Raw genomic sequence first — 26,807 nt, 5'->3', positions numbered from 1 at the left:
TTATGCTGTCCCGTGAATGGTTGAATATCTGGTTTGAAGTTCCATTTTCAGAGTGCCCCTTTCTGTCATGCATCCCCAACTTTCCGAACTCCCTGCGACCGCTCGCACCTATCTCCAATACCTAGAGCGTCTAGAAATTCCCTTAGACTCCGATCTCCAATCGCAACTCTACACAGGCTTAGCCCAGACAGATTGGGACAATCCGCAAACGGCGTTAGATTTAAATAACATCGCTGTCATTGCGTTGATCGAAGCGGAACAGGCGGATAATTCAGAACTACGATCGGTCTACTTTGAAACGGCGATCGAGGCACTCCAAGCCGCCCAGGGACAGCATCCACTCTGCGCCATCCATTTCGCGATCGCCCAGGGATTAATCGGCAATAGCGCTGACGCTCGCCAAATTGCGTTTTCGGGGGTGATTGGCAATGCTGAAATTGGTCGTTCTGCGCCCTTGGGGTTGGTTTACTTACCCAGTGAATTTGAACTGCGCCATCGCTTTTTACAGGTAATTTTAACCTCGGCCAACGGCGACGGACAGGCTCAACGACTGAGTGCGGCAGCGCTCGTACACTGCAATCCAATTTTTTACAATCCCCTTGGCCAACGGTTTCTCACGATCGCGGACACCCTCTTTCCCCAGTCCGTTGCTTTGCAACTCAAGCAAGGATTGGCTCGGTTGATGAGTGGACAATGGGAAGGACTATTGAATCTGCAACGAGCGATCGATTTACAGCCACAACAACCTGAAATTCTGCAAAGCTTGTGTCTAGCCTATCGTAGCCTCGGTGACTTAGGGTTAGCAGAATTTTATCAGCACCGTGGACAGGCAGTTCGGGCACCCTGGGCCAATTTACCCCTCGATAGTGCCATTACCCATTGTCCCTTCGATCGATTGCACTTTGTGATTGATGCCAGTTTTCAAAGCTTAGTCACGGGCGTTTTGCTGGGTGCGGGGGATTGGTTTGAGGCGGAGATGGAATTCTGGCGCGATCGGATTCAACCGGGAATGACCGTTCTTGATGTCGGTGCCAATGTGGGAATTTATACCTTCAGTGCAGCGCAGCAGGTCGGTACCCAAGGCCAGGTCTTGGCGATCGAACCCTTTTCAAAATGCGTGGCTGCGATGGTGCAAACCTGCGAAATTAATCAGCTGCCGCAAGTGATTATTTGCCGAGGGGCTGCCAGCGACCACGAAGGGTCTCTGAAATTAGCTCTGCAAAGTAGCAGTGAACTCAACGAAGTTTGTGCAGAGGATGTTGATCTTCCAGAGGGCAGTTATGAAGCGGTGCCGTGTTTTACCTTAGATAGTCTGATTGATCACCATCGTTTGACGCGGGTAGATTTCCTGAAAATCGATGCTGAAGGCCATGAGTTACAGGTGTTGATGGGCAGCGATCGCTTGCTGAAGGAATTCAAACCTACCATTCTGTACGAAAATATTGCAGGCAGTAAGGGCAGCAATCTCACCGTGGCTCAGTTTCTTCAAGACAACGGTTACCAACTTTTCCGCTATCAACCCTTTCTGAAACAATTGATTCCTTTAGATACAACGGAAGCGTTAGATGACTGTTTAAATGTCATCGCAGTGCCTAGCTAATTTTCCATAACTAGTCGATTTGTTTTGATAGCGCCTGTGCGATCGCGATAGTTAAACCATCTCTTTTGTAATTCCTACTGTAATTCCTATGGCATTTTTCTTACCTATCCTCAAGCAACTTGGTTATTTAGATGAGATCTCCATGATGTTGGTGAACGTCGGGTCTCGCAAAATCACTACTGCCGATGATTATGGTAGCCAAAACTGGGGAGCGTTTGCGCCCAATTTAACCATTATTGGCTTCGATGCTGATCCGGAAGCCTGTGAAGCGGCAAATGCTGCCTTTGAAGCCCAGGGTCAGGATTGGAATGAATTTCATATCCCGATCGCGATCGCGAAGGAAGTTGGTAAAGCCACTCTACACATCACTAAAAATCCCATGTGTAGTTCGCTCTATCCGCCGAATGAGGAATTGATTCAGCGGTTTCCACGTTTTCCTGACTTAGTTGGCCTTGCGTCTACGGTGGAAATTGAAACCACAACGCTCGATCAATTTTGTCAGGATGAGGCGATCGAAGAAGTGGATTTCCTGCAAGTGGATGTCCAAGGGGCCAATCTCCAAGTCCTCCAGGGGGCACGAGCCTTACTTCAGCGATCGGTGTTTGCCATCCAAACGGAAGTAGAATTCTCACCCATTTATCGGGACGAACCGTTGTTTGCTGAAACGGATACCTTCCTGCGACAACAGGGATTTACATTGTTTGATCTCTCTCCCCTCTGTCGCGAACAGCGTTCTCCGTTGCATTCTATCAAGCGTCCAGGCCAATTATTGTGGTCCGATGCTATTTACTTACGCGATCCGTTGCAGGCCAGCACACCGGAAGCCTTCAAAACCCCAGAAGCCATCTTCAAACTCGCCTGCATCGCGGATGCACTAGAGTTTACTGACTATGCCTTAGAACTGCTTGAACACCTCACCTTAACGTTTGGTCAGCAAAATCCAGCCTATAACCTAGCCGACGCGATCGTTCAAAGTTTGGCTCAAGTCCCGGATCTCTTGAAACAAGGGTTAGACAATGTGCCGGTTGTGCAAAAGGTGCAGCCTTACCTCCAGCAGCCCATACCAGTACTATCACCGGAGCCGATTCTGGAGGAAGTTGTCTATGCCCCGCCTGTTCAAGCTTTTCAAAGTGAGCATTATTTACGTCATAACCAACGACGGTTAGAACACTTGGCAAGCTTGGGACTCCCTTTGCAAGGTCGATCGGTGCTGGAAGTGGGTGCTGGAATTGGCGATCATACCTCTTTCTTTCTCGATCGGGGTTGTGATGTAGTGACAACTGAAGGTCGGGCTGATAACTTTGAAATCCTGCAACAACGCTTCCCCCAGTTACAATCCTATCTTTTAGATTGCGATCATCCAGATATGACGTTCGATCGCACCTTTGATGTGGTGTATTGCTATGGGTTATTGTATCACTTACAGGATCCCGTTACGGCGCTGCAATTTATGGCTAAACATTGCGGTGATTTATTGCTACTGGAAACCGCAGTTTCAACGGATACGGATGAGCTATTGAATCCCTGTGAAGAACCGGCAGCTAGCAAAACTCAAAGTATCCATGGCTTGGGCTGCCGACCTAGCCGATCGTGGGTGTATCAACAACTGAAGCAGCATTTTCCTTTTGTTTACTTACCCACCACTCAACCCAGTCATGAGGAATTTCCGATCGATTGGACGCTAGACTATTCTCATCAACGATTTACCCGTGCTGTTTTCATTGCATCTCGTAATCCCCTGGACAATCCACGACTAGTCGAAAATATTCCTATGCAGCAAACTCGTTAGGTACAGGTCAGGAAAACTAGGAATGACTCAAGATTCTCAGAGGATGGGTATCTGGAACACGAACCCATCCTCTGCCATAGGCTTCAGACTGGTGCCATAGGCTTCAGTCTTACCCAACAAACTGCTCCCACATGGCAGCAAAGGCTTTTTCCATTTCCTGGGCAAAGAGTTGGCCATTCCAGAGTGGTGAGGACTGTTTAGACTGATGCAGTTTCCAGACAACCTGCTTTCTGAGATCTAAATCAGTTCCTAATTTAATTCCCCATTCCACATATTCCTCAGCACTCCAAGCAATGCCCTCGGTAATGCCTGCGTTCATCATCATGGTGTAGCTATTGCGGGCAGCAAATTGTTGTCCCACCCAAGTCACGATCGGCACTTCCATCCATAGCGTCTCTAGGGTTGTCGTCGCACCATTATAGGGATAGGTATCTAGCACAACATCTGCAATCCGCAAGTTAGCTCGGTGAACTGCCTCCGAGGCTGCATTGGGCAGGAACCGTAGCCGATCGCGATCGACCCCAACTTCGTCAGCCAATTCGTAGAAAAATTTCTGAATCGCCTGATCATCAGCAAATCCTTTAATCAGAAGATAGCTGTTAGGAACACCATGGATAATTTTCAGTTGCAATCGTGCGGTGTCTCGGTGGCGCTTGTATCCTCGTTGCGTCGTCAGATAAACCATTGCATCTTCTGGAATTTCTAATTCCGATCGTCGTAGCGTTGGTACGCCTACTTCAAATCCATCCACCGCAATATAGGTTTCAGGTAAACGCCATAACTTCTCTGTGTAATAGGCTTGGGCATTCTCCGGGAGAACATAGGGATCGGCAATGAAGTAGTCGATTGCAGACATCCCGATCGCATCCCAGCCAAGCCAAGTCACTTGAATGGGGGCTGGTTTCATGGCTAAGATTTCGCAGGTGACATCCAGGGTGATGCTATCAAGATCCACCAAAATATCAATTTCATCTTGATGAATTTGGTCGGCCATGCGTTGGCTACTATCTCCAAAATCTCGATCGAGGAAGTAAGCCTGATCAAACTGTTCTACATACCAAGATTGTAAAGAGTCACCCAATCGTTCGTTGATGAAATAGCCGTAGAGTCCAATACGATCGCGATCGTGGTGCTGAATCAGCCAACGACCCAGCCAGCCTACGGAATGACGCCCCATGCAGTGGGAGAGGTAACCAATCTTGAGTTTTGGGCGATTGCGATCGGCCCTTGCCCGTCGTTGCTGATGTCCCTGGTGATATCGAGTAACGGTATCAGCATGCAACGCCCGCAGTTGATTTTGCGCCATTTCCACGACGTGGTGCCGTAACTGGCAGTTATCCAGCGTATCTTGAAAATAGGGCAAAAAATAGGTTGATGTCAGCAATCGCAATACATGAACGGAGGCAAGGTCTTGCAGGGAATCGATCGATAAGCATTGGAGAAGTTGCTGGTGCCGCTGGAGAGCCGCGATCGCTTCCTCCCAATAACCACCCGCATTCAATAGCCCTCGCAAAATCAAATGGCTGGCAAAAATTTGCTTGACCAAGCCTTCTACAGCCGCATAGTAACGCTTTGCCGTTGCGATGCCTGTATCGTAGTCCGTTGCATCCTGATAAAACGTCACCAATTGTCCCAAAAATTCTTGGTTGTCGGGATCAACTTCCAGGTAGGCTTCTGCCAATTGTGCTGCAAGCTTGGGATTGCGGGCGGAATGGGCAATCCGCATCGCAGCGGGAAACAAACAATGGATTAACGCATTCAAGTCTGGTACATGGGGAATACAAGCCCGGACAAAATTAGCCGACTCTGGATGCATGGGAGCGTGTTGCAATAGCTGGCCCATCGTTTCCAGCGCTAAGGATGCATTCAAGTGATTTCTGGGACAGGTTGCTAAAAGGTCGATCGCTTCTGCAACACAGTCGGTTTCTGGAACCCAGTGATCCTGCTGGGCGGCTAATTGAATGATGCCCAATAAGTTTGATAGATTGGTCGGACAAATGGAGCGCAGATGTTGACGCAATAGCCAAACATCATCCTGTGTATTCTCCAAGCTACTGAATGAAGCTTTTCGTTGGGCCTCTGCCTCAATAACGGCGACCAATTCATTCAGCCATTCTTCCTCCGCATCTCCTGCCTCCGCCAATGTCGATAACCAAGTGAATTGGGCTTCTTCTTCTTGATGGCTGAGTAGAAAGGCTAATCCCAAGTACCAATAGTAAACCTGACAAGTTGGCTTTTCTTGAATCCAACCTTCTAAGCGATCGATCAGTCCAGAATACTGTTTGGTTTGAAGATTTGCTTGAATTAAGGAGAATTGATCTGGAGAAAGTAGCATAGCCAGTAAAAATAATTGCAGATGTTTACAAGATGGGGGATCTCGGAAATGCAGAGTAGAGTAGATTACGATTTAGAGTAGACTGCAATTCACTACACTAAATACATCAAACACGATTACTCAAACAAAAAGAGTGGATAGCAATCAAGCATCCACTCTCTAACAAAAAACAGAAATCTGACTAAGAATTATTTCTTCAGTTCAGTAAAGCCACCACCGCAAGTTGGGGCACCGTTTGGAACAAAGTTAACAGAACCGATGACAGCAACTCCACCACCATTCACACGGGCCTTTTCAGATTCGCACAGAACTGCCAAAGTGGTTGCTTCGCTGGTTGCAGCGACTTGACCGATCTGTACACCGCCTGCGTAGGTCTTCAGGGGTGCGGTAGCGTCTTGAATGGGGTTAGCCAAGTTAGCAGCGTTGGTGCTGTTAGCGCCACCACCAGCAATGGTGTACTTGTAGGTACCGGTTTCAGTCTTGATACCCAGACCCAATTGGCCGAAGTCAGCGTTGCTAGCGAACAGGTCTTTTTCCAAGTAGTAGGACTGTTGAGCGCGGTTCATGGAACCGATGTATTGCTTAGCTTCAGACTGCTTCGCTTTGTTTGCTTGGTTCAGGAAGGAAGGCAGTGCAATAGCAGCCAAAATACCGATGATGATGATCACAACCAGCAGTTCGATCAGGGTGAAACCACCTTCACGCTTTTTACCAGCCAAGTGTTGCAGCAGTTTAGCCTTCAGTTCGGTCTTCATCGAAAGTTTCTCCTTAAGGTGCAGGATTTGTTGGACTTCAAATCTCTTGAATCTAACTTACCCAGCCGAATCACAATTCCGATCACCTAAGCCGAAAAAAATTTCCAGAATGGTGCAAACAGGCTTAGATAGGTCGATCGAGCAAGATATACCCTAGGCTCTCTAGTCGAATTAAGAGAGCTTTCACTAGGTCGATCGCGGTTTGCTCATCTGTTGGTTCTAAGGTGACTGGGTTAAATGGACGCACTCGACACCAAGATTGCACCAGATCGGCCAAGGACTGAGGAGCCTCTAGCAAGGGGAGCAGACAGGTTGCCATTCCACTATCGATCGCAACAGGGTCATTGCTAAAACACAGGTAGTGATGTAGCTGCAACGGTTGAACCGCCAAAATACTGTTTTCTAAACCTTCTTGAAACACCGTATTACAGAGCAGGGGATGTAAGTGAACGGTTACAGTCTGCCACTGTTCGCAGTCCCAATCGTCAGGAAGACTCTGCTCTTGCGAAGATCCTGGCAATCCACTATAGAGATCTAAAAGGCGATGCGTTGGATGTAGTAATTCAAACAGATGTAATTGTTCTTCCAGGCTTTTTTCAGCCAGTCCCAAGCCAATTTCCAAGGGTAACTCGTTCACATCTTTGAACAGTTGCACTAAATCCCACTGCCACCAGTTCACCATGCTAATGAACTCTAAACCAGCGGCTTTAAGAGCAGCAAAAAATTCGGGTAGTACCCATCCTTTATCACCTTTCAGGAGGTGATTTGCAAGAATATGTTCATCTTCAGTCTCAAAGTTGGGGTTCCAGGCATATAGCTTCAGTTTTGTGCCATCTTTGAGCGCATTCATGGTTTGCCGCACAAGTGCTATGTGCTGGTCATCCGGTGCGCTATCCATCAGCCCCAAAGCAGAAAAAAATTGTTGCCCCCGAAAATAGGCTGCTCTTTGTAAAGAACTGTGGAAATTAGCTCGCAAAATTCCATCGGGCTGCAACACTTGGGCCATGGCCTGAAGCCCAACGACGGGATCAGGGATCAGATACAACACATCATCAGCGTTGATGTAGTCAAACTGTAAGCCCAAGCTGGGTAAATCCTCAATGGGCATTGCATAAAATTCAGCATTTTCGACTTTGTGGTAGGCTAGCCGCTCCCGCGCCAGTGCCACAGAATCTTCAGAGAGATCTAACCCAATGATTTTGGCCCCTGGGTTGGCCTCAGCCAGCATCAGACACTTGTAACCCGTTCCACACCCTGCGTCTAAGATCACCTTCCCCTGAGGATTGATCACGCGATGGTTACGGCGATAGTAAGCGGTGGTTAGGCTATGAACATAGAGGGCATTGCGGTCATTGGGATACTCATCCAATGGCACCCGAGGATAGGGGGCTTTGTTAAAATGCTGCCTGAGCTTTTCTAACGCTTCATTAGAGAGGGTTTGATTAGAGAGGGTTGCTGGGTTGCTGGGTTGGGCCGCTGTCATTGGATTGTTCCTGCAGTTCTAGAAAAGGACGAACAATTAAAACTGTCTCCAATATGCCCGTTCCTACGAGAAAAGTCGCAGGATTATCAGCCATTGCTATGAGATATGAGGTCAGAAATGGGGGATCTGACTAAGCGCTACAGCTTGCGGAAGGGGTGGGTTTGAAGGGGGGATTGACATTGCATGTATTCCAAATGCTGGATTCCCATGCCCGTGCCGTTGAGGGTTACGAGCACATTCTCAATGCACCCTTCCCAAAACCAGAAATCCTGCGGTATATTATCCGTAGTCGTTATGAGTTTGTATTTGATCCCTATGGCAACTCCCACGGTTGAAAGCCAAATTGACAATCCAATTGAGAATCAAGTTGAGAATCTCGTCATTATTGGGTCGGGGCCAGCAGGCTATACAGCAGCCATTTATGCAGCGCGGGCCAATTTGAAACCACTGGTGTTTGAAGGGTTTCAAGCGGGAGGATTGCCCGGTGGCCAACTCATGACCACGACCGAAGTTGAAAACTTTCCCGGTTTTCCCAATGGCATTACGGGGCCTCAGTTGATGGCAGGGATGAAAGCCCAGGCCGATCGCTGGGGAGCAGAACTGATCACTGAGGATGTGACGGAGGTCGATCTGAGTCAGCGTCCGTTTGTCATCAAATCCGACGATCGAACCGTCAAGGCTCACAGTATTATCATCGCGACGGGCGCAACGGCCAAGCGGCTTGGACTGCCCAGCGAAGGCCAGTACTGGAACCACGGTATTTCTGCCTGTGCCATTTGTGATGGAGCAGTGCCCATGTTCCAGAATGTGCCTCTGGTGATTATCGGTGGTGGGGATACAGCAGCGGAGGAAGCGCTGTTCTTAACTAAGTACGGCAGTCAGGTGCACATGCTGATCCGGGGTGACAAACTGCGGGCCAGTAAAGCGATGCAAGACCGAGTGCTGAGCCATAGCAAAATTACGGTGCATTGGAATACATCGGCGATCGATGTGTTTGGGGAAAACGGCTTTATGACCGGCGTGCGGGTCAAAAATAACCAAACGGGCGAAGAAAGCGAAATTGCCGCCAAGGGTCTGTTCTACGCGATCGGGCATAACCCCAACACCAGCCTGTTTAAAGGTCAGCTGGATCTGGATGAGGTGGGCTACATCGTGACTCAACCCGGCTCCGTCGCCACGAGTGTTGAAGGGGTCTTTGCCGCCGGGGATGTGCAGGATCATGAATATCGTCAAGCCATTACCGCCGCTGGGACGGGTTGCATGGCGGCACTCTTGGCAGAACGCTGGTTGTCCCACCATGGCTTAGCCCAGGAAGTTAAATTGGATGTAACCCGTGCAGAAGCCCCTGCTGCCGATTCTGAAGCAGAACCTGCTGGAACCCCCGCCTCAGAGGATACCGGTTCTAAGACGGCCCCGACACCGACGGTCACCACTTCCGCTAACTTCAGCCTCGACATCACCCACCATATTGGCGGTTATGCCCTGCGGAAGCTTTACCACGAAAGCGATCGGCTAATCATGGTGAAATACGCCTCCCCCACCTGTGGCCCCTGCCATACCCTGAAACCGATCCTAGGCAAGATCGTGGCGGAATTTGCTGGCCAAATTCACTATGTGGAAATTGACATTACGGAAGATCCGGAGGTGGCAGAAGCGGCGGGAGTAGTGGGAACCCCAACGATTCAATTCTTCAAACACAAAGACAAGGTGGAAGAAATGTTGGGGGTGAAACAAAAGAGCCAGTATCGCGAGGTGATTCAAGCGAACCTCTAGTTTTCACGGCTCCAGTTCTCACACCGATCGTTCTTCAGGAAAGACGTGAGTTAGACGATCGTGATCAATTCATAGACCAATCCATAGAGTATTGTGTGAAGAGTCATTGGTTCAGTGGCTCTTTTTCATTGCAGATTTCTTGCAGATTTCTTGCAAATTAATTTGATTGCAGAGTGTTGTAGTTCTGCGGGATAGACCCAGGGTAGACCTATGGTGGTTAGCAATTCCGTCGCAAGTAGAGTGGTTCGGTGGTTCAAGCCTTCGGGCACAGATAGTTTATCGGTGCGTCTGATGCAGATTGGGGCTGTGATGACGCTGTTTTTTATCACGATCGCGCTACTGGCTCCGTTATTGCAAGCGATCGGGTTGCTACAAGATCCCACGGAATTTTTAGATAATCCCCCCCAGGCTGCCCCCTCCTGGAACCATTGGTTCGGCACAACTCGCCTCGGCTATGACGTGTTTTCCCGCACGGTGTTTGGTTCCCAAGCAGCTTTACAGGTGGTCGTTTTAGCGATTTTCTTTAGCCTGCTTCTAGGCGTGCCCCTGGGCATGGTCAGCGGTTACCTGGGCGGCTGGTTCGATCGGGTGCTGCTCTTTTGCATGGATACGGTCTACACCCTACCAGGGTTGCTGCTATCTGTGACGCTGGCGTTTGTCGTGGGACGGGGGGTGCTGAATGCGGCCATTGCCCTCGCGATCGCCTACATTCCCCAGTACTACCGAGTGGTACGCAACCAAACCGTCAGTGTCAAAACCGAAGTTTACATCGAAGCGGCCCAGGCGATGGGCGCTTCCACCTGGCGTGTGCTGACGAAATATCTGGGACTGAATGTAATTCAAAGCGTTCCCGTGATTCTCACCCTGAATGCCGCCGATGCCATTCTGACCCTGGGCGGTTTGGGCTTTTTGGGATTGGGACTGCCGGAGGAAACACCGGAATGGGGGCAGGATTTGCGGCAAGCTTTGGATGCCCTGGCCACGGGCGGTATTTGGTGGACAGCCCTGTTTCCGGGATTGGCGATGACGTTGATGGTGGTTGGATTGTCGTTTCTGGGAGAGGGGTTGAATGCGTTGACGGAGAAGAAGGGGCGGTAGAGGGTAGGAGGGTAGGGAGTAGGAAAGTAGGGAGTAGGGAATGGGTTATAAATCTTCTAGGAGCCATTCCGAGGCCCGATCGCCCAAATCAACAGGAATACTGACGGCTTTGCCAATGCGGGGTTTTTCGCGGGTTTTCTCGACATAACTTGATACCTGCTCCACCACACCCCAAGCTTCTAAATGACTCAGTACCCAGTTGAGGTGAGCAACATACTCCTCCTCCGTCGCCCCAAAGGATGCCTGTTCCAAGTACTTCCACATCACTTGAACAAAAATTTTGCCTTTGACTTGGCGCAGTTGAATATCGTAGGAAAAACCCCACTTATTAATCAGAATTTCTTGAAGGTCTTGTCCTGTCATAGCGAAGGTCGATCGTCTTCCACTACCCTACCACTCTCCCACCCTCCTACCCTGTATCCCTAGACAACCTCCCCTGGATTCAATCGGTAGCCTGAGAAATCTGAACCCCTTCACGCTTAGAACAATTTCATGAACGGGATCTCCTAGATGAGTAATCTCAGGCTCCATGTTAATTCGGCGTTAAAGTCTGTAATAATACAATGTTGGAAAGGCTGTATGCTGCGCCTATCAATGGCTTGATGAGGTGTTATCAACTGTAAAACGTTGGATAAACGTTGTGCATGGATCAACGATCGCAGCATCAATACTCTTCTTTTGTAAAGAGATATTAAGACAAAGCGTTAAGAATTCGTTTTGCTCTTTAATTGCCTTCTGTCGTCCGAAGTCACTCCCGAACCATCTAGTGTAGTCATGGCTCAAGTCTCCAGTTCCGCAGACGTTCCCAGCATGGGTCGTCGCCAATTCATGAACCTACTCACCTTCGGTACTGTGACCGGAGTTGCGCTGGGTGCGCTGTATCCTGTGGTGAACTATTTCATCCCACCCTCGACCGGGGGTAGTGGTGGTGGTGCTACCGCTAAGGATGCATTGGGTAACGATATCGTTGTCAGTGAGTATCTCACAACCCACTTGCCGGGTGATCGCTCTCTGGCTCAGGGCTTGAAGGGTGATCCGACCTACGTGGTGGTGCAAGATGATGGCACGATCGCAAGCTATGGGATTAATGCTGTCTGCACACACTTAGGCTGTGTTGTGCCCTGGAATGCGAGCGAAAACAAATTCATGTGCCCCTGCCACGGCTCTCAGTACGACGCAACGGGCAAAGTTGTCCGGGGGCCTGCACCCCAATCTTTGGCGCTGGCCCATGCCACCATTGAGAACGATCGCATCAACTTCACCCAATGGACGGAAGAAGATTTCCGTACCGGTGAAGATCCTTGGTGGGCTTAGGGTTTAAGCGTTTTCCCATCGTCTTTTTTTATTGCGTTTTGTTATTGCGTTGACTGGGTATTCATGAAAACGGTTAATGTTTCTGCAAACTGGCTGAAGGCCATTCTCCGCAGAGCAGTCCTGGCAGTTACGATCGCTTGCGTCTTTTTGACCGCAAGTCTGTCCCTGTCTAAGCCTGCCTCTGCCTATCCGATCTTTGCGCAGCAGCAGTACGAAAATCCCCGGGAAGCAACGGGGCGTCTGGCCTGTGCTAACTGCCACTTGGCGAAGAAGCCCACCGAGGTCGAAGTCCCTCAGTCCGTTCTACCGGATACGGTGTTTGAAGCCGTGGTGAAGGTTCCCTACGATAAGAGCATCCAACAGGTTGCTGGGGACGGTAGCAAGACGGGGCTGAATGTGGGTGCGGTTGTGGTGTTGCCGGAAGGTTTTACTCTGGCTCCCGAAGATCGCTTGACCGATGAACAACGGGAAGAAGTGAACTCCATGTTCATTCAACCCTACAGCGAAGACAAGCCCAACATTCTGGTTGTGGGGCCTCTGCCTGGAGACCAGTACGAGGAACTGAAGTTCCCCATCCTGGCTCCCGATCCGAACGAAGATGACGCCATTGAATTTGGGAAGTACCAAATCCATGTGGGTGGTAACCGGGGTCGGGGTCAGGTGTATCCCACCGGGGAAAAGAGCAATAACACCGTTTACACTGCGTCCCAAGCTGGCACGATCGCTGCGATCGCGCAAACCGAAGATGGCGGTTATAGCGTAACGATCCAAGGGGAAAAGGGCACCGCTGAAGATGTGATTCCGCCTGGTCCTTCCTTGATTGTGGCAGAAGGGGATGAAGTGGCAGCCGGTGCTGCGTTGACGAATAACCCCAACGTGGGTGGATTTGGTCAAGCGGATGTGGAAATCGTTCTGCAAGACCCCAACCGGATTCTGGGTCTGTTGGCATTCTTCGCGATCGCGACGTTGGCGCAAATTCTGCTAGTCCTGAAGAAGAAGCAGGTTGAGCGTGTTCAGGCTGCTGAAATGAACTTCTAACATTCGCAAGGCTAGGAAGTTGATGTAACTTTCTAGCCCTGGTTGAAAATATCCTAAATGTTGCGATAGTGAGGGTCTGGTTTGTCCAGGCCCTTTTTATTTGCGAAGGCTCTGATGGGTTGGCGAAGGCTTTGATTGCTACAGGCTTTATCTTAATAAGGCGCGATCGGGCAGAGGTGAGGAGTCTTGCTTTTCTTTAGCCGCTTCCCGGAGGGATTGTGCTGTCACCTTCACGACCTTAGGGCTGGCTGCGATCGTTCCTTTCTGCAGGGGAGGAGGCGCGATCGTTATCGTTTTTTCAGCTTGTAGATAGACATTCCCATCTGCGCCCACCTGGAGCAAAGAATTGCCATTTTCGCTGGATCCTAGCTTGGTATCTAATTCCAAACTGCGATCGAGGGGGGCTGTGGTGGCTAGAAATAAGACGGTTTGTTCTGGCTCAAACTCCGAGGGGGCTTGGGTTGAATTGAGCTGCCAAACCTCTTGCGGCAGACCCTTAGCATTCGTTGGCGTCAAATTGAGCTGAGTTTTCCAACTGCCATTACTCACCTCTGCCTGCTGCTTGGCAATCACGGCATAGATGGGATCGGTATTGGTTAGACGGCGGGCATTGCTACGAGGCTGAAACCGTCGAATGGCTTGGACGGTTACCACCAATGGTTTTTCCCGACCTTCCACTTGGGGGGTAGGCAAATTAGTTTGACCTTCAACTTTATAGGTTCCATCACCGCCCCCTGAGACTTGTAAAGATAGCTCTGGCTTGAGGGGTGGATTCTTGGTGCAGCCGATCGTCATCAGCACAAGGCTCAAAATGGCTAGGTGCTTGAATGGCTTGAGGGGGCTGCTGTGAAGATTGGCGATGGCAGCGGAGTCCATCAAAGTGCGTGGGAATGAATCTGAGTTTCCGTAGGACATGTTTCCGTCATCTAGGGTGAGTGGGAAAGGGGCCGTGAGATTGCAAACCAATACTGTTCTCTTCTTAGCGGTGGGTCGGCTTCCTGACTCGTTTGCACCGAGTGCATCAGTAACCGAGTGCACCCATAACCAAGTGCACCAATACCGTTCTATACCAACATCGTTCTACACCAACATCGTTCTACACTAACATCGTCAGATTTTGACAAGTCTGTAAACACATAGAGAATTTAATCAATGTCAAGAGGATTTATCCGGGCTTTTAGGTTAAAACGTAGTAGGGATTTAACAGCAGTATCCGTTGATTTACGGATAAGTCATCCCTAAAAATCCTCCGATTATTGAAAAATCGCTTTCTAAGGGTCTTGTGCAGCGGGTCTTGTGTGGCGCGGTAAAGTCTTGGAGCAAGTTTTATAGGAGGATCCAGAGTGTACATTCGCAGTTCTAAGGGATAAATCGACTTGCTTGCAGAAATTAGCCATTCAATCACCAAAAGGTGGTGCGATCGCGAAGATCCCAGGCAAAATTGAGTCAAACCTTGGCGAGCGCAGATTAAAGCCGCGCGGGTTAGAGTGCAGAACAAATCCATTGATGTAGATCTAGATACGGTGTGAGGCAGGCAATCATGGCAGATGTATCCAAATTATTCCTTTTCAAAATTGCTCGAGGGGTACACCCCGATCGAAGACGTTTGCGAGGCCGTGCCCTCTTGGCTGGACTGATGCTCTTCACCTATACGGATATCCTGCCCACCCAAGCTAGTCCACTGCACGTCTCGCACCCCGATCGATCGCAATCCACTCAGGTGGCCCTGCTCCCCCAATCTCCATCAACCTCTGTAACTCTATCCCAAGCAACCACTCCAACATCACCTCAGCTCGAGACTCAAGCTCGATCCACACAATCTCTTCAGCCAGTGGATTCTCAGCAACTGGTTATCGACTCTGCTGCTCCTGCCCCCCATCCTGGCTCCCAGATTGCGAAAGTGTTCCGGCCTAGTGGGTTGGGATCGCAGCCACAGCCCTCAGTGCCAATGTCCCAAGCAGCCCTGAGTGAAGCCAGTTTCGTTTCTAGCTTGGCAGGTCAATTGACCCTTGCCCAGGATTTGGGGACTAGAGAACGCGCCCTTGCTCCCGTAGAACCGGCCTTTTTAGTTGTTAACCGACCCGCTAATGTGCAGGCCGTTAACCTAACCACGACACCTCAACCTTTGCTCGTGGCTCAGGCGATCGGTCAACCGTCTCCAACACCCATGCCTCCTGCTAACGGGCGTTACGCTCTGCCGAATCCCATTCTGCCCAGCGTCAATCCTGGCTTGCCCATGGGCGGCTATTCCTATCCAACCGGTGTCCCTGCCTATCCCTATGGCCAACCGATGGGTTATGGCCAACCGATGGGTTACGGTCAGCCGATGGGTTACGGTCAGCCAATGGGTTACGGTCAGCCAATGGGTTACGGCCAACCGACGGGTTACGGTCAGCCAATGGGTTACGGCCAACCGACGGGTTACGGTCAGCCAATGGGCGATCGCTCTTTCTCGCCCTATCCCGCTGCCCAGCCCTATCCCCAGACCCCCTATTCCCAACCCAACCCCTACGTCCAAACTGCTGGAGCCCTCAATGTAAATCGCTTGCCTGTGCCCGCGACGCCTATTCCTTCTGGGGTTGCCTCATCTTTGCCCAGCGGCTATGCCTATCCAGCCCCCATGGGTGGCCCAGCAACGGCAATTGCACCGAATCCGATCGCGCCGAATCTTGCCCAAGTCCCCATGGGTTATCCCTATGGAGCCATGCCAGGGAACTATGCGCCATCAGCCTATGCACCACCAGCCTATGCGCCACCAGCCTATGCCGCTGCCCCCGCTGCCCCTCCCAATCCCTACGGCTATCCGGTAGGAGCCTATCCCGTGGGCACCCCCCCGTATCCGACGGCTCCATTAGGGCTTGCTCAGAATGCTTACCCCATGGGGATGCCTCCCAGTGGTTATCCCCTGTATCCCGGTGTGCCTGGTGCCTATCCCGCCCCAGGTTATGGCTATCCAGCGATGGCAAATCCCTACCTCATGCAATCGCCACCTGTCATGCCAATGGCTCCGGCAATACCGATGGCACCAGGAGCACCGATGGCACCAGGAGCACCGGTGACTACCGCCTATCCGGTCATTCCACAAATGGGCTATGTCCAACCCATGCCGTCGATCGGGATCATTTCGCCCCTTTCTGCGCCCGTGAATGTGCAGCAGGTCAATCCAGGCATTTACGGGGCTCCCGCCTTGGCCCAGCAGGGAACAATCACGAACCAACCGCTGCGCGCACCCGTCGATCGGGAAGGGGTGCTGCTGGAACCGGGGGCGGCCCAGAAATTGCAAACGGCCAATCGCCCCCTATTCCGCAGTACGGCGTTGACGCAACCCAAACTGACACTGCAAGGAACGTATCTCTTTCAAGCGGATGAAAGTTCTGCGCGCGCCCGTTTACAAGGGATCTATCCCCTGAGTTCGCGGGTGTTGTTTGGGGCCAGCCTTGACCTCAGCACCGGCAATGCCTTCACGGATACCCCCAATGATGGGTTTAACGTGAATGAACTGTTTCTAGCAACTTCCCTGCCGGAAATTCCTAATCTACGGTTTTCCGTGGGTCAACTGGATTTAACTTCCTATTTCGATCGCAACAGCTTTGCGAAAGATGGCGCATCCCATTTCTTTAACTCAATTTTCCAAACCAATCCCGCCCTGTCTGCGGTGGGGTTGTCTTCCCGCCCAGGTCTATTGGTGAACTGGAACTTGACCGACAATATCGAAGCGAAGGCGGCGGCCTTTTCGTCAGCTAGGGGCTTAGGTGACTTTACCTTTGACGGTTTCGCCGGGGAATTGGGGCTGCGCTATGGCAATACGATTATTCGCGGAACCTATGCCACGGGCCGGGAAGCGGGATCCAAGGATGGGCCAGCGGGTATTTTTGAACTGCCGAGAGATAATGGCCAAAGCGGCGTGATTCGCGGCGATCGCGAGGAAGCCTACGGCGTGAACGCAGAAATTTTCTTCCCCGGCAGCAAGATGGGAGCCTTTGCCCGCTACGGACGTTACAACAACATCGATCTGGGCGAAGGGGGCGACACCTTTAGCGGTGGAATTAGCTTCCTGGATGTCTTTTCCCAGGACGATCGGCTAGGGGTGGCCTACGGTCGTGGGCTCTCGAACGAAAAACTTCGAGCCAAAGCTGGTGAACGTAAACCGGATGCCCTAGAGGTGTTTTACGACTTCCGTTTCTTGCCCAACCTACGCCTAGGCTTCTCGTTGCAAGGGCGCAATGATTTTTCCGACATCGTGGCTGGGTTCCGGCTGAAAACGGAATTTGATATCACCCCAAAAGGTTTAGTCAATCAACCGTAATGCTCTAGCTGGAATGCTCTAGCTGGAATGCTCTAGTTGTAGTACGACGCCATCCGCCGATTACCGCCTCTATAGCAATACGCCAAAGCAATACGCCAACTGTCACCCAACCCCTGATGCCCATTCTGGTTAACTGAGATAATTTTTTTGACTTAAGCGCTAGTCAAGACGAGGGCAGTCAATACTCTCAAGCAGTGAAGACTCTGGGTGGGCACATGGGCTGGCTTTCCTTCAATAACTGACCTTAAGAGATTTAGGCTAGGGATTCGATGACACTTTCCCATTCCACAGGGCAGCCCCCGGGGCAGAGCCACCGGGTTTCCTGGACAACCTCATGTTTGGCAATTCTGGTTGGATTGCCGCTCCTGCCATGCCTGACCATTAGCTCCGCGATCGCGCAAACCACCAATGCTTCATCCAAAGCACCGGCTGCGGAAACCGTTGTCGCCCAATCAGAAGCCGTTCCCACTGAAGTGCGGCAGGGCTATACCCAACTGAGTCAAGGCTTGGTCGATCAGGCGATCGCCACCTTTCAACAGGCCATTCAGCGCTATCCCAATTCCACCGAGGCTAAGTTAGGACTGGCGATCGCCTACCGGCGGGCGGGCAAGGATGTCCAAGCCTTTGCGGCCTACCAAAAGGTCTTGGATCAAGATCCGAAAAACGTTTTGGCGCTGCGCAGTATCGGGATTTTGGGAGGATTCAAGCCGGAGTGGCAAGCCAAGGGGATCGAAGCCCTGACCCAACTGCTGGCCCTGCAACCCAACGATCTGGAAGCTCGGGCCCAGCGGGCGTTGCTCTACGGTTACCAGGGAAAATTTAGTGAATCCCTGGCGGACTATGAGCAGGTGTTGCGGGCGGGTAAACCGACGGCGGATGTGTTGCTGGGGGCGGCGCAAATTTACACCTACAGCGGTAATTCCCAACGGGGGCTGGAACTGTTTGAGCAATATCGCCAGGTGTCCGGTAAGGCCATTACGGGGAACGCCACGATCGCCTATGGGCGAGCCCTGCGGGAAACGGGCAATCCCAGCAAAGCCGTGCAAGTCCTGGAGGCTCAGTTACCGAAACAGTTGAATGACTACGCCATCCAAGTGCGATCGGAACTGGCCCAAGCCTATCTCGCCAACCAGCAAGCGGCGCAGGCATTAGCGACCTTAGATCCCCTGCGAGGCCGCGACGAAGCCCGTCTTCCCCTAGCCCGAGCCTTAAACGAAATTGGTCGGCAGCAGGCCCGTCCTGACTTGCAAGCGGAGGCTGCAACTCTTTACCAGCAGGTGTTGCAAGCGACCCCCAATCCTTCCCCGTCGTTAATTCGGGAAGTGGCGGATGTGCTGAGCGGCATTCGGGGGCAGGAGCAGACGGCGCTGGCGCTGTTCCGACAACTGGTGCAGCAAAATCCCAACGATCGGATATTGAACCTGCAACTGCTGGCCTTGGAAAGCCGCTTGGGTAGCCTGCCCAAAGCGGAAGTGAGCCAACGGTTGAGAGGGCTGCTCAATCCCTTGCCCAGTGACCCGGCCCAACTGTTGGCGATCGCCCAAGCGCTGACCCGCATTGAACCCGATCCAGAGTTGTTACCGGTCTATCAGTCCCTGCTGCAAGCGGGTGTGAACGAGCCCTTTCTCCACTTCCGCATGGCGCAACTGTTGATCGATCGGGGGGACTATGCCAATGCCCGCGCCGCCTTAGCAACCTACCGCGCCACCCCCCAAGGAGCCCAGGATCTCGCCGTTGAACTTCTGCTAGCGGACATCGATCGCCGGGAGGGCAACTTGGAATTCGCGGCCCAGCGGTACCAAGCCTTACTCGCCAGCGGCACCCAGGATGTTGATTTGATCAACGGAGCGATGCGGGGACTGGCGGGCATTCGACTGGCCCAAAATCGGCCCCAGGAAGCATTGTACTTCTACGACCAACTAGTGGCGCGCAATCCCAATGACTGGTCAATTCGTCTGGGACGCACCGCGATCGCCTACCAGGCCAAGCTGATCAGCGAGTTTGACGCCGATGCCGTGATTAACCAATTCCTGCAATTCCGCCCCGCCAATACGCCCCAGGAGTTATACACCCTCGTGGGTTTACTACCCGCCCGCGCCTACCGCGAGCCGCTCTATGCGGCCTTGGTCGCGGCCAATCCCAGTAATGCCGATGTGCAGGTGCGCTGGATTCAGGTCATGGCGGCGCGCAATCCTGTCCAGGCGCAGATCATGGCTAATCGGCTCCTGGCCCAGATGCAAAGCGGCAACCTGGTCAGTAACTTGTTTCTGCGCGGTCGGCTCGCAGAAGCCCTCGGCAACTTAGACCAAGCCGATCAAGCCTATGCGGCGGTGCTGAACCTGCAACCGGAGAATATTGACGCCATCTCGGCCCTGGGGGGGGTGCGCTTCCAGCAGCGCCAGTTTGCCTCCGCCGAACGCCTGTACACCCTGGTGCAGGTGCTGCAACCGGAAAATACGACCGTGCAGCGAACCCTGGCGGATTTGAGTGCGGCTTCGGGAAAACCGTTGCAGGCCCTCGATCGGCTGGAGGCGCTGAAGGTGCAACAGCAAATGACCCAAGGCAGCCTGACCGATCCCAGCTTGGTGCGTCGCCAACAGGAAATCCAGGAAGGCTATCTCCAGCAGCGGGGCTTCCAACCACCCTGGGAAAGGTACTAACCATGCGTCCTGTTGTCCTGTTCACGATTCTCTTAGTGATGCCTTGGTTTGGTCTGGCTGGCTGCGATCGATCGCCCTCGATACCCAGTAAACCGACCCTCAAACCAGTGCCCCATACGGCGATTACGGTGAGTCCTGCGCCCAATAGCCGTAATCTTCTCCAGGAAAGCTGGGAATCCTATCGCAAACGCTTTATCCAGGGAGATGGCCGTGTGATCGATTGGGAAGGGGACGAAAAATCCACCTCCGAAGGTCAAGCCTACGCCCTCTGGCGATCGGTCTTCGCCAATGATCCCACCACCTTTGAGCAAACTCTGCGCTGGGCCGAGCAAAATCTCCGGCGCGAAACCCCGCAAAAGCAACCCCTCGATTCCCTCTGGGCTTGGAAATGGGGCCAACAGAAGGATGGGCAATGGACACAGTTGGATCCCAACTTTGCGGTGGATGCCGATATTGATGCCTGCTTTGCCCTAATTCTGGCGGCCCAACGCTGGCAAAAACCGGAATATTTAGCCCTTGCGAAAACGAAGCTACAGGACATTTGGCTGCACTCAACCACGGTGGTTAAAGGCAAACGCTATTTGCTGCCGGGGCCGATGATTGCCTTTCGCCAGGGAAATTTGGTGCGACTGAATCCCTCCTACCTTGCGCCCTATGCCTTTCGCCTATTCGCTGAGGTGGATAAGTCACGGGATTGGTTAGCGCTTGTGGAGACTAGTTATGAAATCTTGGAAGCCTCCACCGCAGTTTCTAGCGCGGGCTTACCCAGTGATTGGATCGCCCTCGATGCGGAAACCGGGCAATACCAAGCCTTGGTTAAACCCAGCCCGGTGCTGAGCCTATACGGTTTTGATGCCAGTCGAGTTTGGTGGCGGGTGGCGCTGGATGGGTTCCTGTACAACGAACCAAGGGCCACGCAATATTTGCAAAGCCATCTGGCGACGATCGAATCCCTCTGGCGATCGCAAAAGAAGATCCCTGCCCAGCTTGATCTTCAGGGAAATCCCTTGGTCAAGTACGATGCGACCTCCCAGTACGGCATGCTCTATGCGGCGTTTCAGTTAGTCAATCCCACCATAGCACAGGAGATTTATCAACAAAAATTGCTGCCCCGTTACCGAGGTGGCTTTTGGGACAACGATAAAGCGTACTATACCCAAAATTTAGTGTGGTTTGGGCTATTGCCGCCCCAGGCGATCGCCCAGGCACTCCAGGGCCAATTTACTGAATTGTCAGGTGTGCCATGACCGCCATCCAGCCCTTGAAAATTCTGACTCGTAGACCCTGCTAGAACCCATACCTGAGTCAATTCCAGAGTCCAACCCGCTTGCAACCAGACTGAGTCGTTATGAAAAAGCGCTATCCCAATCTTTCTCCATCCCACCGACGATCGCTGTTCCGCCGTCTTCGTACTTGGAATCCCCTCGTTTTACGATCGTGCCTCCTCGGCGGCCTGGGCCTGCTCACAGGACTGGTCGTACTGCTATCCCACAGTGATCCCAGCGGAGTTGCCTTCAGCCAAGGCATTCAACAGCAGGAAGATCAGGTAATTCGGAATTACAAACTACCCTCCGCTCCACCGCCTGCCCCTGTCTACCAGCCGGCTCCAGAACCCGCCCCTGCCGAGCCGGTTCCGGCTCCGGCCCAGGACAGTACGCCGGTGGAAAGTCGCCCGATCGAATCCGCTCCAACCCAGCCCGATGCCACCGATAAACCGGAATCGGACAAACCGACCGATGCTAATAAGGACACGAAGGACAAACTGGAAGACGACAAAGCCACGACAGAAGTTGCCAGTCTAAGCGGTCTGAATCGCTATGTTTTGGAATTTAACCGCAGCCCTGTGATTGGGAACCGCTTTCGTCTCCAAGGGGTTTACGCGGAATCTCGCCTGGGGTTTACGCGACCCCGCACCTGGCAGGTTAGAACCGCCAAGGTTCTCGTGCGGTTTCGCCACTCGCCTGACTTGGCCGCTGGGAAATCCAACTTGATTGTGCGGGTCAATGACACCAGCGTGGGCAGCATCCCCCTCAACTTGAAGCCAGCCCAAATTGGCGAATCGATCGTTGAAATTCCCGCCAATCTGTTGCAGGATTACAACGAAATCACCCTCGTAGCCCAGCAGCAAAACAATACCAATTGTTCCAGTGCGCAAGACGACAAGCTCTGGACAGAAGTTTTGCCCGATTCCAAGGTCGTCATGGACTACCAAACCAAGGGATTTCCCCTGGACTTCAGCCGCTATCCCTATCCCTTTTTTGATAACCTGGCTCTGGATTCCGCCCGGATTAACTACCTGATGCCGAGCCAGACTAACCCAGAATGGTTGCAAGCAGCCAGCCGCTTTCACAGCTATATGGGTCGCCTTGCGGACTTCCGCCCGATGGAAACCGCCCTGGTCAAGGAAGCGAAAAATTTCAAATGGAACGATCGCTTAGTCGTCATTGGTACGCCGGAAGAACAACCGTTACTGAAGTCCTTAAAGCTGCCCTTAGCGGTTTCCGGCAAGCAATTCCTGCAAGCGGACAAAGCGCCCCTGCCGGATGATGTCGGAATCCTCGCCCTCAGCACACTGAAAAATGGCAGTGTTCCAGTGCTGGTCATTTCCGGCAACAGTCCTGCTGGCGTCACGAAAGCCGCTCAGTTTTTGGTGCAAACCCAGGACAGTCAGATCGGCACCGGACAGTTCATCCTCGTCACCAGCGATAAGATTCCCGAATTGCCTGCTCCCGCTGTGCGCGATTGGCCGAAATATCTCCCTGGTCGGAGCCAGTTTAATCTCAGCGATTTGCGGGGCAATGATGGTAAACCCTTTCAAGATGTAACGGTGCGTGGGTCTTCGGCTCCCCGGGTTGATTTTGATTTTCGCGCCTTGCCCGACGATCGCTTTATTCGCGGCAGTACAATGACCGTCCGCTACAGCTATGGTGGCCAAGTTGATACCAGTAAATCAACCGTCTCTATTTTTGTAGATGGCATTGGCATCGGTAGTAAAAAACTGACGAATGATAATGGGGCGAGTCAGGAAACCTTTGTGGTCGATCTCCCCGCAGAGTTGATCACGCCGACTTCCAGAATTGGGGTGGATTTTAAACTCGTGCCGAAAGTCCCTGAGCAGTGCGGCCAAATTACCGATCAACAACTGTGGGGTACCCTGCACAAAGATAGTAGTTTTAATCTCAACCGCGAGATTTCCGTGCAACTGCCGGATCTGAAGCTATTCACCACGGGTTATCCCTTTGCCTCGCCCCAGGATTTATCCCGCATGGCGATCGTGCTGCCGGATAAGCCTTCGGAAACGGAAGTGATGACGCTGCTCAAACTGAGTGAACGCATGGGGCGTATCAGCCAAGCGAAATCGGTGAAGCAGGAAGTGTATACCACTAGCAAACTTCAGGACTCCACCAAAAAATTCAAACATCTGGTCGGGATTGGCACCCGCGATCGCTTCCCGCTCCCGGAAGTGTTTCAGGAAAAAGGCGGCTTCAAGTTACTGGACGCCTTCACCCGCCAATTTAAGCAAACCCAAATCCAAACCTTGCCAGATAGCGGTGGCGTCGTTCAAAGTGTGCTGTCTCCCTGGAATGACGATCGGGTTGTGCTGGCGCTGACGGCCCAAACCGAAGGCGGCCTCAAACAGGTGCAGGATGTCCTGAGCAATGACAGTTGGTTCTACCAATTGCAAGACGACACCGCCCTGATTGCGGCCAATCCCAATACCTCCCCCTACGACAGCAATGGCTACCAGTTCCAGTTCTTCCGGCAATCGGAACAACGGAGCTTAGAGAACCTTAACCCCATTAGCCGGATGCGACGAGTCTTCCAAAATAATTGGTGGTTGCTGCCCTCGGGCATTATTGGACTATCGATTCTGCTGTATGGCGTTGCCCAACTGTACCTCAAGCGTGTTGCGGGAGAGTCTTCATGAGTTCCATGTCTAATCCTTCGCCGAAACGCCCCCAGAGCAAAAGTGCCCAGGTGGTTGAGTGGTTGGTGGATTTAATTCCCAATTTCTTCGATCGGGTGTTTGGTCGCTTTGGCCGCAGTCAACTGGTCTGGCTAATGGGCTTTATCGCGCTATTTTCCCTGCCGCTGGTGATTACGCCGTTGACGATTCCGCAGCAGGGCATTGTGGCGGTCATCCTTGTCGTGTTGGCTTGGGTCGTGACTGCGGTAGAGCAAAAGCAGGCTGCTGGACGCACCAGTGAATATCTCCATCTTTTCCTCGTCTGGCTAAGTCTGATTACCACCTTTCGCTATCTCTACTACCGCACAAACTACACCCTCAACCTCACAGGCGGCTGGGTGGATGCGGTGTTTAGTATTCTGCTCTATGTAGCGGAACTGTATGCCATTCTCACCCTAGGCTTATCCTATTTCCAAACCCTGAAACTCAAGGAACGTAAGCCCATTGATATTTCGGGTATCCCTGAAGATCGGTTGCCTTTGGTGGATATTTACATTCCCACCTACAGCGAAGATGTGGAGATTGTCCGCAAGACAACCCTAGGGGCTTTGGCGATCGAATATCCCAAAAAGAACATTTATATCCTGGATGATGGACGGGCAGAGAAATTCAAAGCCCGCCGGGAAGAGCTGCGGAAAATGTGCACCGAGTTAGGCTGTACGCTGCTGACCCGAGATAACAACGACCACGCCAAGGCTGGCAACATCAACACGGCTCTGCGGCGCACACCGGGAGAACTGGTGTTGATTCTGGACTGTGACCACATTCCCACCCGCAACATTCTCAAGGAAACCGTGGGCTTTTTCAGCAGACCTAAGGTTTCCCTCGTCCAGACGCCCCACTGGTTTTATAACCCCGACCCCTTTGAGCGGAACTTACAAACCGGCGGTAAGATTCCCGTCGGCAACGAGTTGTTCTACAAAGTGCTGCAAAAGGGTAACGACTTTTGGAATGCGGCCTTTTTCTGTGGCTCAGCGGCGATCGTGCGCAAGTCCCATTTGCTGGAGGTGGGGGGCATTGCAGTGGAAACCGTGACGGAGGACTGTCACACCTCTCTGCGGCTGCACGCCCTCGGTTATGAATCCGTCTACTACGACAAAATCATGGTGGCGGGACTGGCTCCGGAGAAGTTTTCCGCCTATGTCGGTCAGCAGGTGCGGTGGGCGCGGGGAATGGCGCAAATTTTGCGGATTGAAAATCCCCTGTTCAATCCCAAGTTGAAACTGTCCATCCCCCAACGGATTTGCTATTTCAGTGCCACGTCCCACTTTTTCTTTGGCTTTCCCCGGTTGATGTATGCGATCGCACCGGCCCTGTTCTTGGTGTTTGGCATCAACCCGATTCGCGGGTTGGGACTGGAAACCTTGGCCTATGCGTTGCCCCACTTCATCATCTCTACCTACGCCAACTTTATTACCTATAAACATGTGCGATTTTCCTTCTGGAATGAGATCTATGAATTCGCCATGTCCTTCCATGCGGGTATTGTGACCTTGCTGGCGTTGATTAACCCGAAATTGGGATCGTTCAACGTGACTGATAAGGGGTTGACCGTGACGAAACGCAGCTTTGACTGGCAGTCGTCGCGGGGTTTGGTGTTTGCCGCAGCTTTGGTCGTTGCCTCGATCGTTGCGGCTCCCTTTTGGCTATGGTTGCGGCCCGACACCGCAGAAGCGGTTTTGGTGAACTTGTTCTGGAGCTTCTTTAACTTGATTCTGATTGTGGCATCGGTGCTAGTGGCTTTTGAGCAACCGCAATTACGCCGATCGCACCGTCTCGATCGCAAGCTAGCGGCTGTGATCTACAGTCAGGACAACACCCTCAAAGGCAATACCTTGAATGTGAGTGAAACCGGCTGCCAAGTTGTGTTGGATTCCTGGGCGGATTTGCTGGATGTGGTGGAAGTGGAATTGGTGGGGGACTACGGGACCCGGACTTTTCTGAAGGGGCAAGTTGTCCGAGCCTTGCCGGTGACCGACACCCAACTGGTGGTGACGTTAGATTTTGTCAACCCGACCCAAGCGCAACTGGATGCTTTGGCGATCGTCATCTACTCCGACGTGAAGGAGTGGTATTCGCAACGGCGGGAACAGTCCGATGATCCGCTAGCTTCGATTCGATTCATCACCACCAGTCTCCAGCGAGCTTTCCAAGTCCGTCTGCCCGAAACCAGCCGGATGCGGGTACGCAAATCGATCAATGCCTTTGCCCAGTTGTATTGGAAAGGTGCGTTCTACGGTGCGCGGGCGGTGGAAATTGGCGGACGGAGTCTGCGCTTGGAACTGCCTGCCAACAGTCTGCACAATAGTCTGACGGATATTGAAGAACTCAACCTGGGGCAACCCTTAGTGGGGCTCTTGATCAGTCAAGAATCCAGTGACGTACAACCCCGACGGCTGTTAGCCCAAGTTGACCGCGTGGGTTATGGTGATGGGAGCGATCGGGGGACAGTGACGATCGATCTCATTTTCCCGGAGGAAGTGATGGACAAGCAGGAATCGAAGATTAAACAGTTGGTCAAAACGTTGAACTAACGCCCTAAGACGCATTCTGGCCAGTCCAGTCTTCCGACTAATCCATTCCTATTAATCAATATTGCTACTAAATTGCTACCGATGAGAGGCTGTAAACCGGTCTCTCTTTTTTGTTGTCAACACGCAGTTCTATTGTCAACACGCAGTTCTATTGC

Annotated in this window: 17 protein-coding genes; 12 read left to right on the top strand and 5 right to left on the bottom strand. The window is 52.2% G+C overall.

All coding sequences use genetic code 11. The features are described 5' to 3' along the window. Window positions 1-52 precede the first annotated feature (52 nt). Both H6G21_RS26165 and H6G21_RS25595 read left to right on the top strand, forming a co-directional pair. Window positions 53-1,600 carry an FkbM family methyltransferase gene (locus tag H6G21_RS26165; protein ID WP_199307044.1) on the top strand — a complete coding sequence of 516 codons (1,548 nt, stop codon included), beginning with the start codon at window positions 53-55 and terminating at the stop codon, window positions 1,598-1,600. A gap of 88 nt (window positions 1,601-1,688) precedes the next feature. Continuing rightward, window positions 1,689-3,389 (top strand): FkbM family methyltransferase, encoded by a 1,701-nt coding sequence (locus tag H6G21_RS25595; protein WP_242041665.1) that lies wholly within the window; start codon window positions 1,689-1,691, stop codon window positions 3,387-3,389. Between the two features lie 109 nt (window positions 3,390-3,498). Here the strand turns inward: H6G21_RS25595 and H6G21_RS05400 are convergent, their stop codons facing one another. The 3 genes from H6G21_RS05400 to H6G21_RS05390 all read right to left on the bottom strand — a co-directional run bounded on the left by H6G21_RS05400 (window position 3,499) and on the right by H6G21_RS05390 (window position 7,962). Further along, on the bottom strand, window positions 3,499-5,724 hold the full coding sequence (locus H6G21_RS05400) for an O-linked N-acetylglucosamine transferase, SPINDLY family protein (RefSeq protein ID WP_190571349.1): 2,226 nt from the start codon (window positions 5,722-5,724) through the stop codon (window positions 3,499-3,501). Between the two features lie 188 nt (window positions 5,725-5,912). After that, window positions 5,913-6,479 carry a type IV pilin-like G/H family protein gene (locus H6G21_RS05395; protein ID WP_190571347.1) on the bottom strand — a complete coding sequence of 189 codons (567 nt, stop codon included), beginning with the start codon at window positions 6,477-6,479 and terminating at the stop codon, window positions 5,913-5,915. 124 nt (window positions 6,480-6,603) lie between these two features. Beyond that, window positions 6,604-7,962, bottom strand: a complete 1,359-nt coding sequence (locus H6G21_RS05390) for a methyltransferase domain-containing protein (protein ID WP_190571345.1) — start codon at window positions 7,960-7,962, stop codon at window positions 6,604-6,606. A 194-nt stretch (window positions 7,963-8,156) separates the two neighbouring features. Between H6G21_RS05390 and H6G21_RS05385 the strand changes: the two genes are divergently transcribed. The 3 genes from H6G21_RS05385 to H6G21_RS05375 all read left to right on the top strand — a co-directional run bounded on the left by H6G21_RS05385 (window position 8,157) and on the right by H6G21_RS05375 (window position 10,833). Then, the gene (locus tag H6G21_RS05385) at window positions 8,157-8,297 is read left to right on the top strand and encodes a hypothetical protein (RefSeq protein ID WP_190571343.1); all 141 of its coding nucleotides are present in this window, start codon (window positions 8,157-8,159) and stop codon (window positions 8,295-8,297) included. Continuing rightward, window positions 8,278-9,735, top strand: a complete 1,458-nt coding sequence (trxB, locus tag H6G21_RS05380) for a thioredoxin-disulfide reductase (RefSeq protein WP_199307043.1) — start codon at window positions 8,278-8,280, stop codon at window positions 9,733-9,735. Before H6G21_RS05385 ends, trxB begins: the two co-directional genes overlap by 20 nt. Before the next feature lie 291 nt (window positions 9,736-10,026). After that, window positions 10,027-10,833 carry an ABC transporter permease gene (locus H6G21_RS05375; protein ID WP_190571942.1) on the top strand — a complete coding sequence of 269 codons (807 nt, stop codon included), beginning with the start codon at window positions 10,027-10,029 and terminating at the stop codon, window positions 10,831-10,833. 45 nt (window positions 10,834-10,878) lie between these two features. On the opposite strand, the gene H6G21_RS05370 is transcribed toward H6G21_RS05375, so the two are convergent. Beyond that, window positions 10,879-11,196, bottom strand: coding sequence for a DUF3067 family protein (locus H6G21_RS05370; protein ID WP_190571339.1), 318 nt, complete (start codon window positions 11,194-11,196; stop codon window positions 10,879-10,881). 411 nt (window positions 11,197-11,607) lie between these two features. Here H6G21_RS05370 and petC point away from each other — a divergent pair, with 411 nt between their 5' ends. After that, window positions 11,608-12,147, top strand: a complete 540-nt coding sequence (petC, locus tag H6G21_RS05365) for a cytochrome b6-f complex iron-sulfur subunit (RefSeq protein ID WP_190571337.1) — start codon at window positions 11,608-11,610, stop codon at window positions 12,145-12,147. 63 nt (window positions 12,148-12,210) lie between these two features. Further along, on the top strand, window positions 12,211-13,185 hold the full coding sequence (petA, locus tag H6G21_RS05360; RefSeq protein WP_190571335.1) for a cytochrome f: 975 nt from the start codon (window positions 12,211-12,213) through the stop codon (window positions 13,183-13,185). Window positions 13,186-13,332: 147 nt separating this feature from the next. On the opposite strand, the gene H6G21_RS05355 is transcribed toward petA, so the two are convergent. Further along, entirely contained in the window at window positions 13,333-14,061 is a 729-nt protein-coding gene (locus H6G21_RS05355) for a hypothetical protein (protein WP_190571333.1), read from the bottom strand. Window positions 14,062-14,725: 664 nt separating this feature from the next. Here H6G21_RS05355 and H6G21_RS25960 point away from each other — a divergent pair. From H6G21_RS25960 to bcsA, 5 genes are all read left to right on the top strand, one after another. Then, the gene (locus H6G21_RS25960; RefSeq protein ID WP_190571332.1) at window positions 14,726-17,491 is read left to right on the top strand and encodes a hypothetical protein; all 2,766 of its coding nucleotides are present in this window, start codon (window positions 14,726-14,728) and stop codon (window positions 17,489-17,491) included. Between the two features lie 338 nt (window positions 17,492-17,829). Further along, on the top strand, window positions 17,830-20,151 hold the full coding sequence (locus tag H6G21_RS05345; protein ID WP_242041664.1) for a tetratricopeptide repeat protein: 2,322 nt from the start codon (window positions 17,830-17,832) through the stop codon (window positions 20,149-20,151). Window positions 20,152-20,153: 2 nt separating this feature from the next. After that, a complete protein-coding gene (locus H6G21_RS05340; RefSeq protein WP_190571328.1) occupies window positions 20,154-21,398 on the top strand; it encodes a glycosyl hydrolase family 8 in 1,245 nt (414 codons plus the stop codon). A gap of 101 nt (window positions 21,399-21,499) precedes the next feature. After that, entirely contained in the window at window positions 21,500-24,079 is a 2,580-nt protein-coding gene (locus H6G21_RS05335) for a cellulose biosynthesis cyclic di-GMP-binding regulatory protein BcsB (protein ID WP_190571325.1), read from the top strand. Next, the gene (bcsA, locus tag H6G21_RS05330) at window positions 24,076-26,652 is read left to right on the top strand and encodes a UDP-forming cellulose synthase catalytic subunit (RefSeq protein ID WP_190571323.1); all 2,577 of its coding nucleotides are present in this window, start codon (window positions 24,076-24,078) and stop codon (window positions 26,650-26,652) included. The genes H6G21_RS05335 and bcsA overlap by 4 nt, the downstream gene beginning before the upstream one ends. The last annotated feature ends 155 nt before the right edge of the window (window positions 26,653-26,807 follow it).

It is taken from the genome of Alkalinema sp. FACHB-956 (assembly GCF_014697025.1).
Classification (GTDB): Bacteria; Cyanobacteriota; Cyanobacteriia; order Leptolyngbyales; family Leptolyngbyaceae; genus Alkalinema.
The sequence above is the reverse complement of the archived record's forward strand: the minus strand, read 5'-3'. Positions and strand labels throughout refer to the sequence as shown.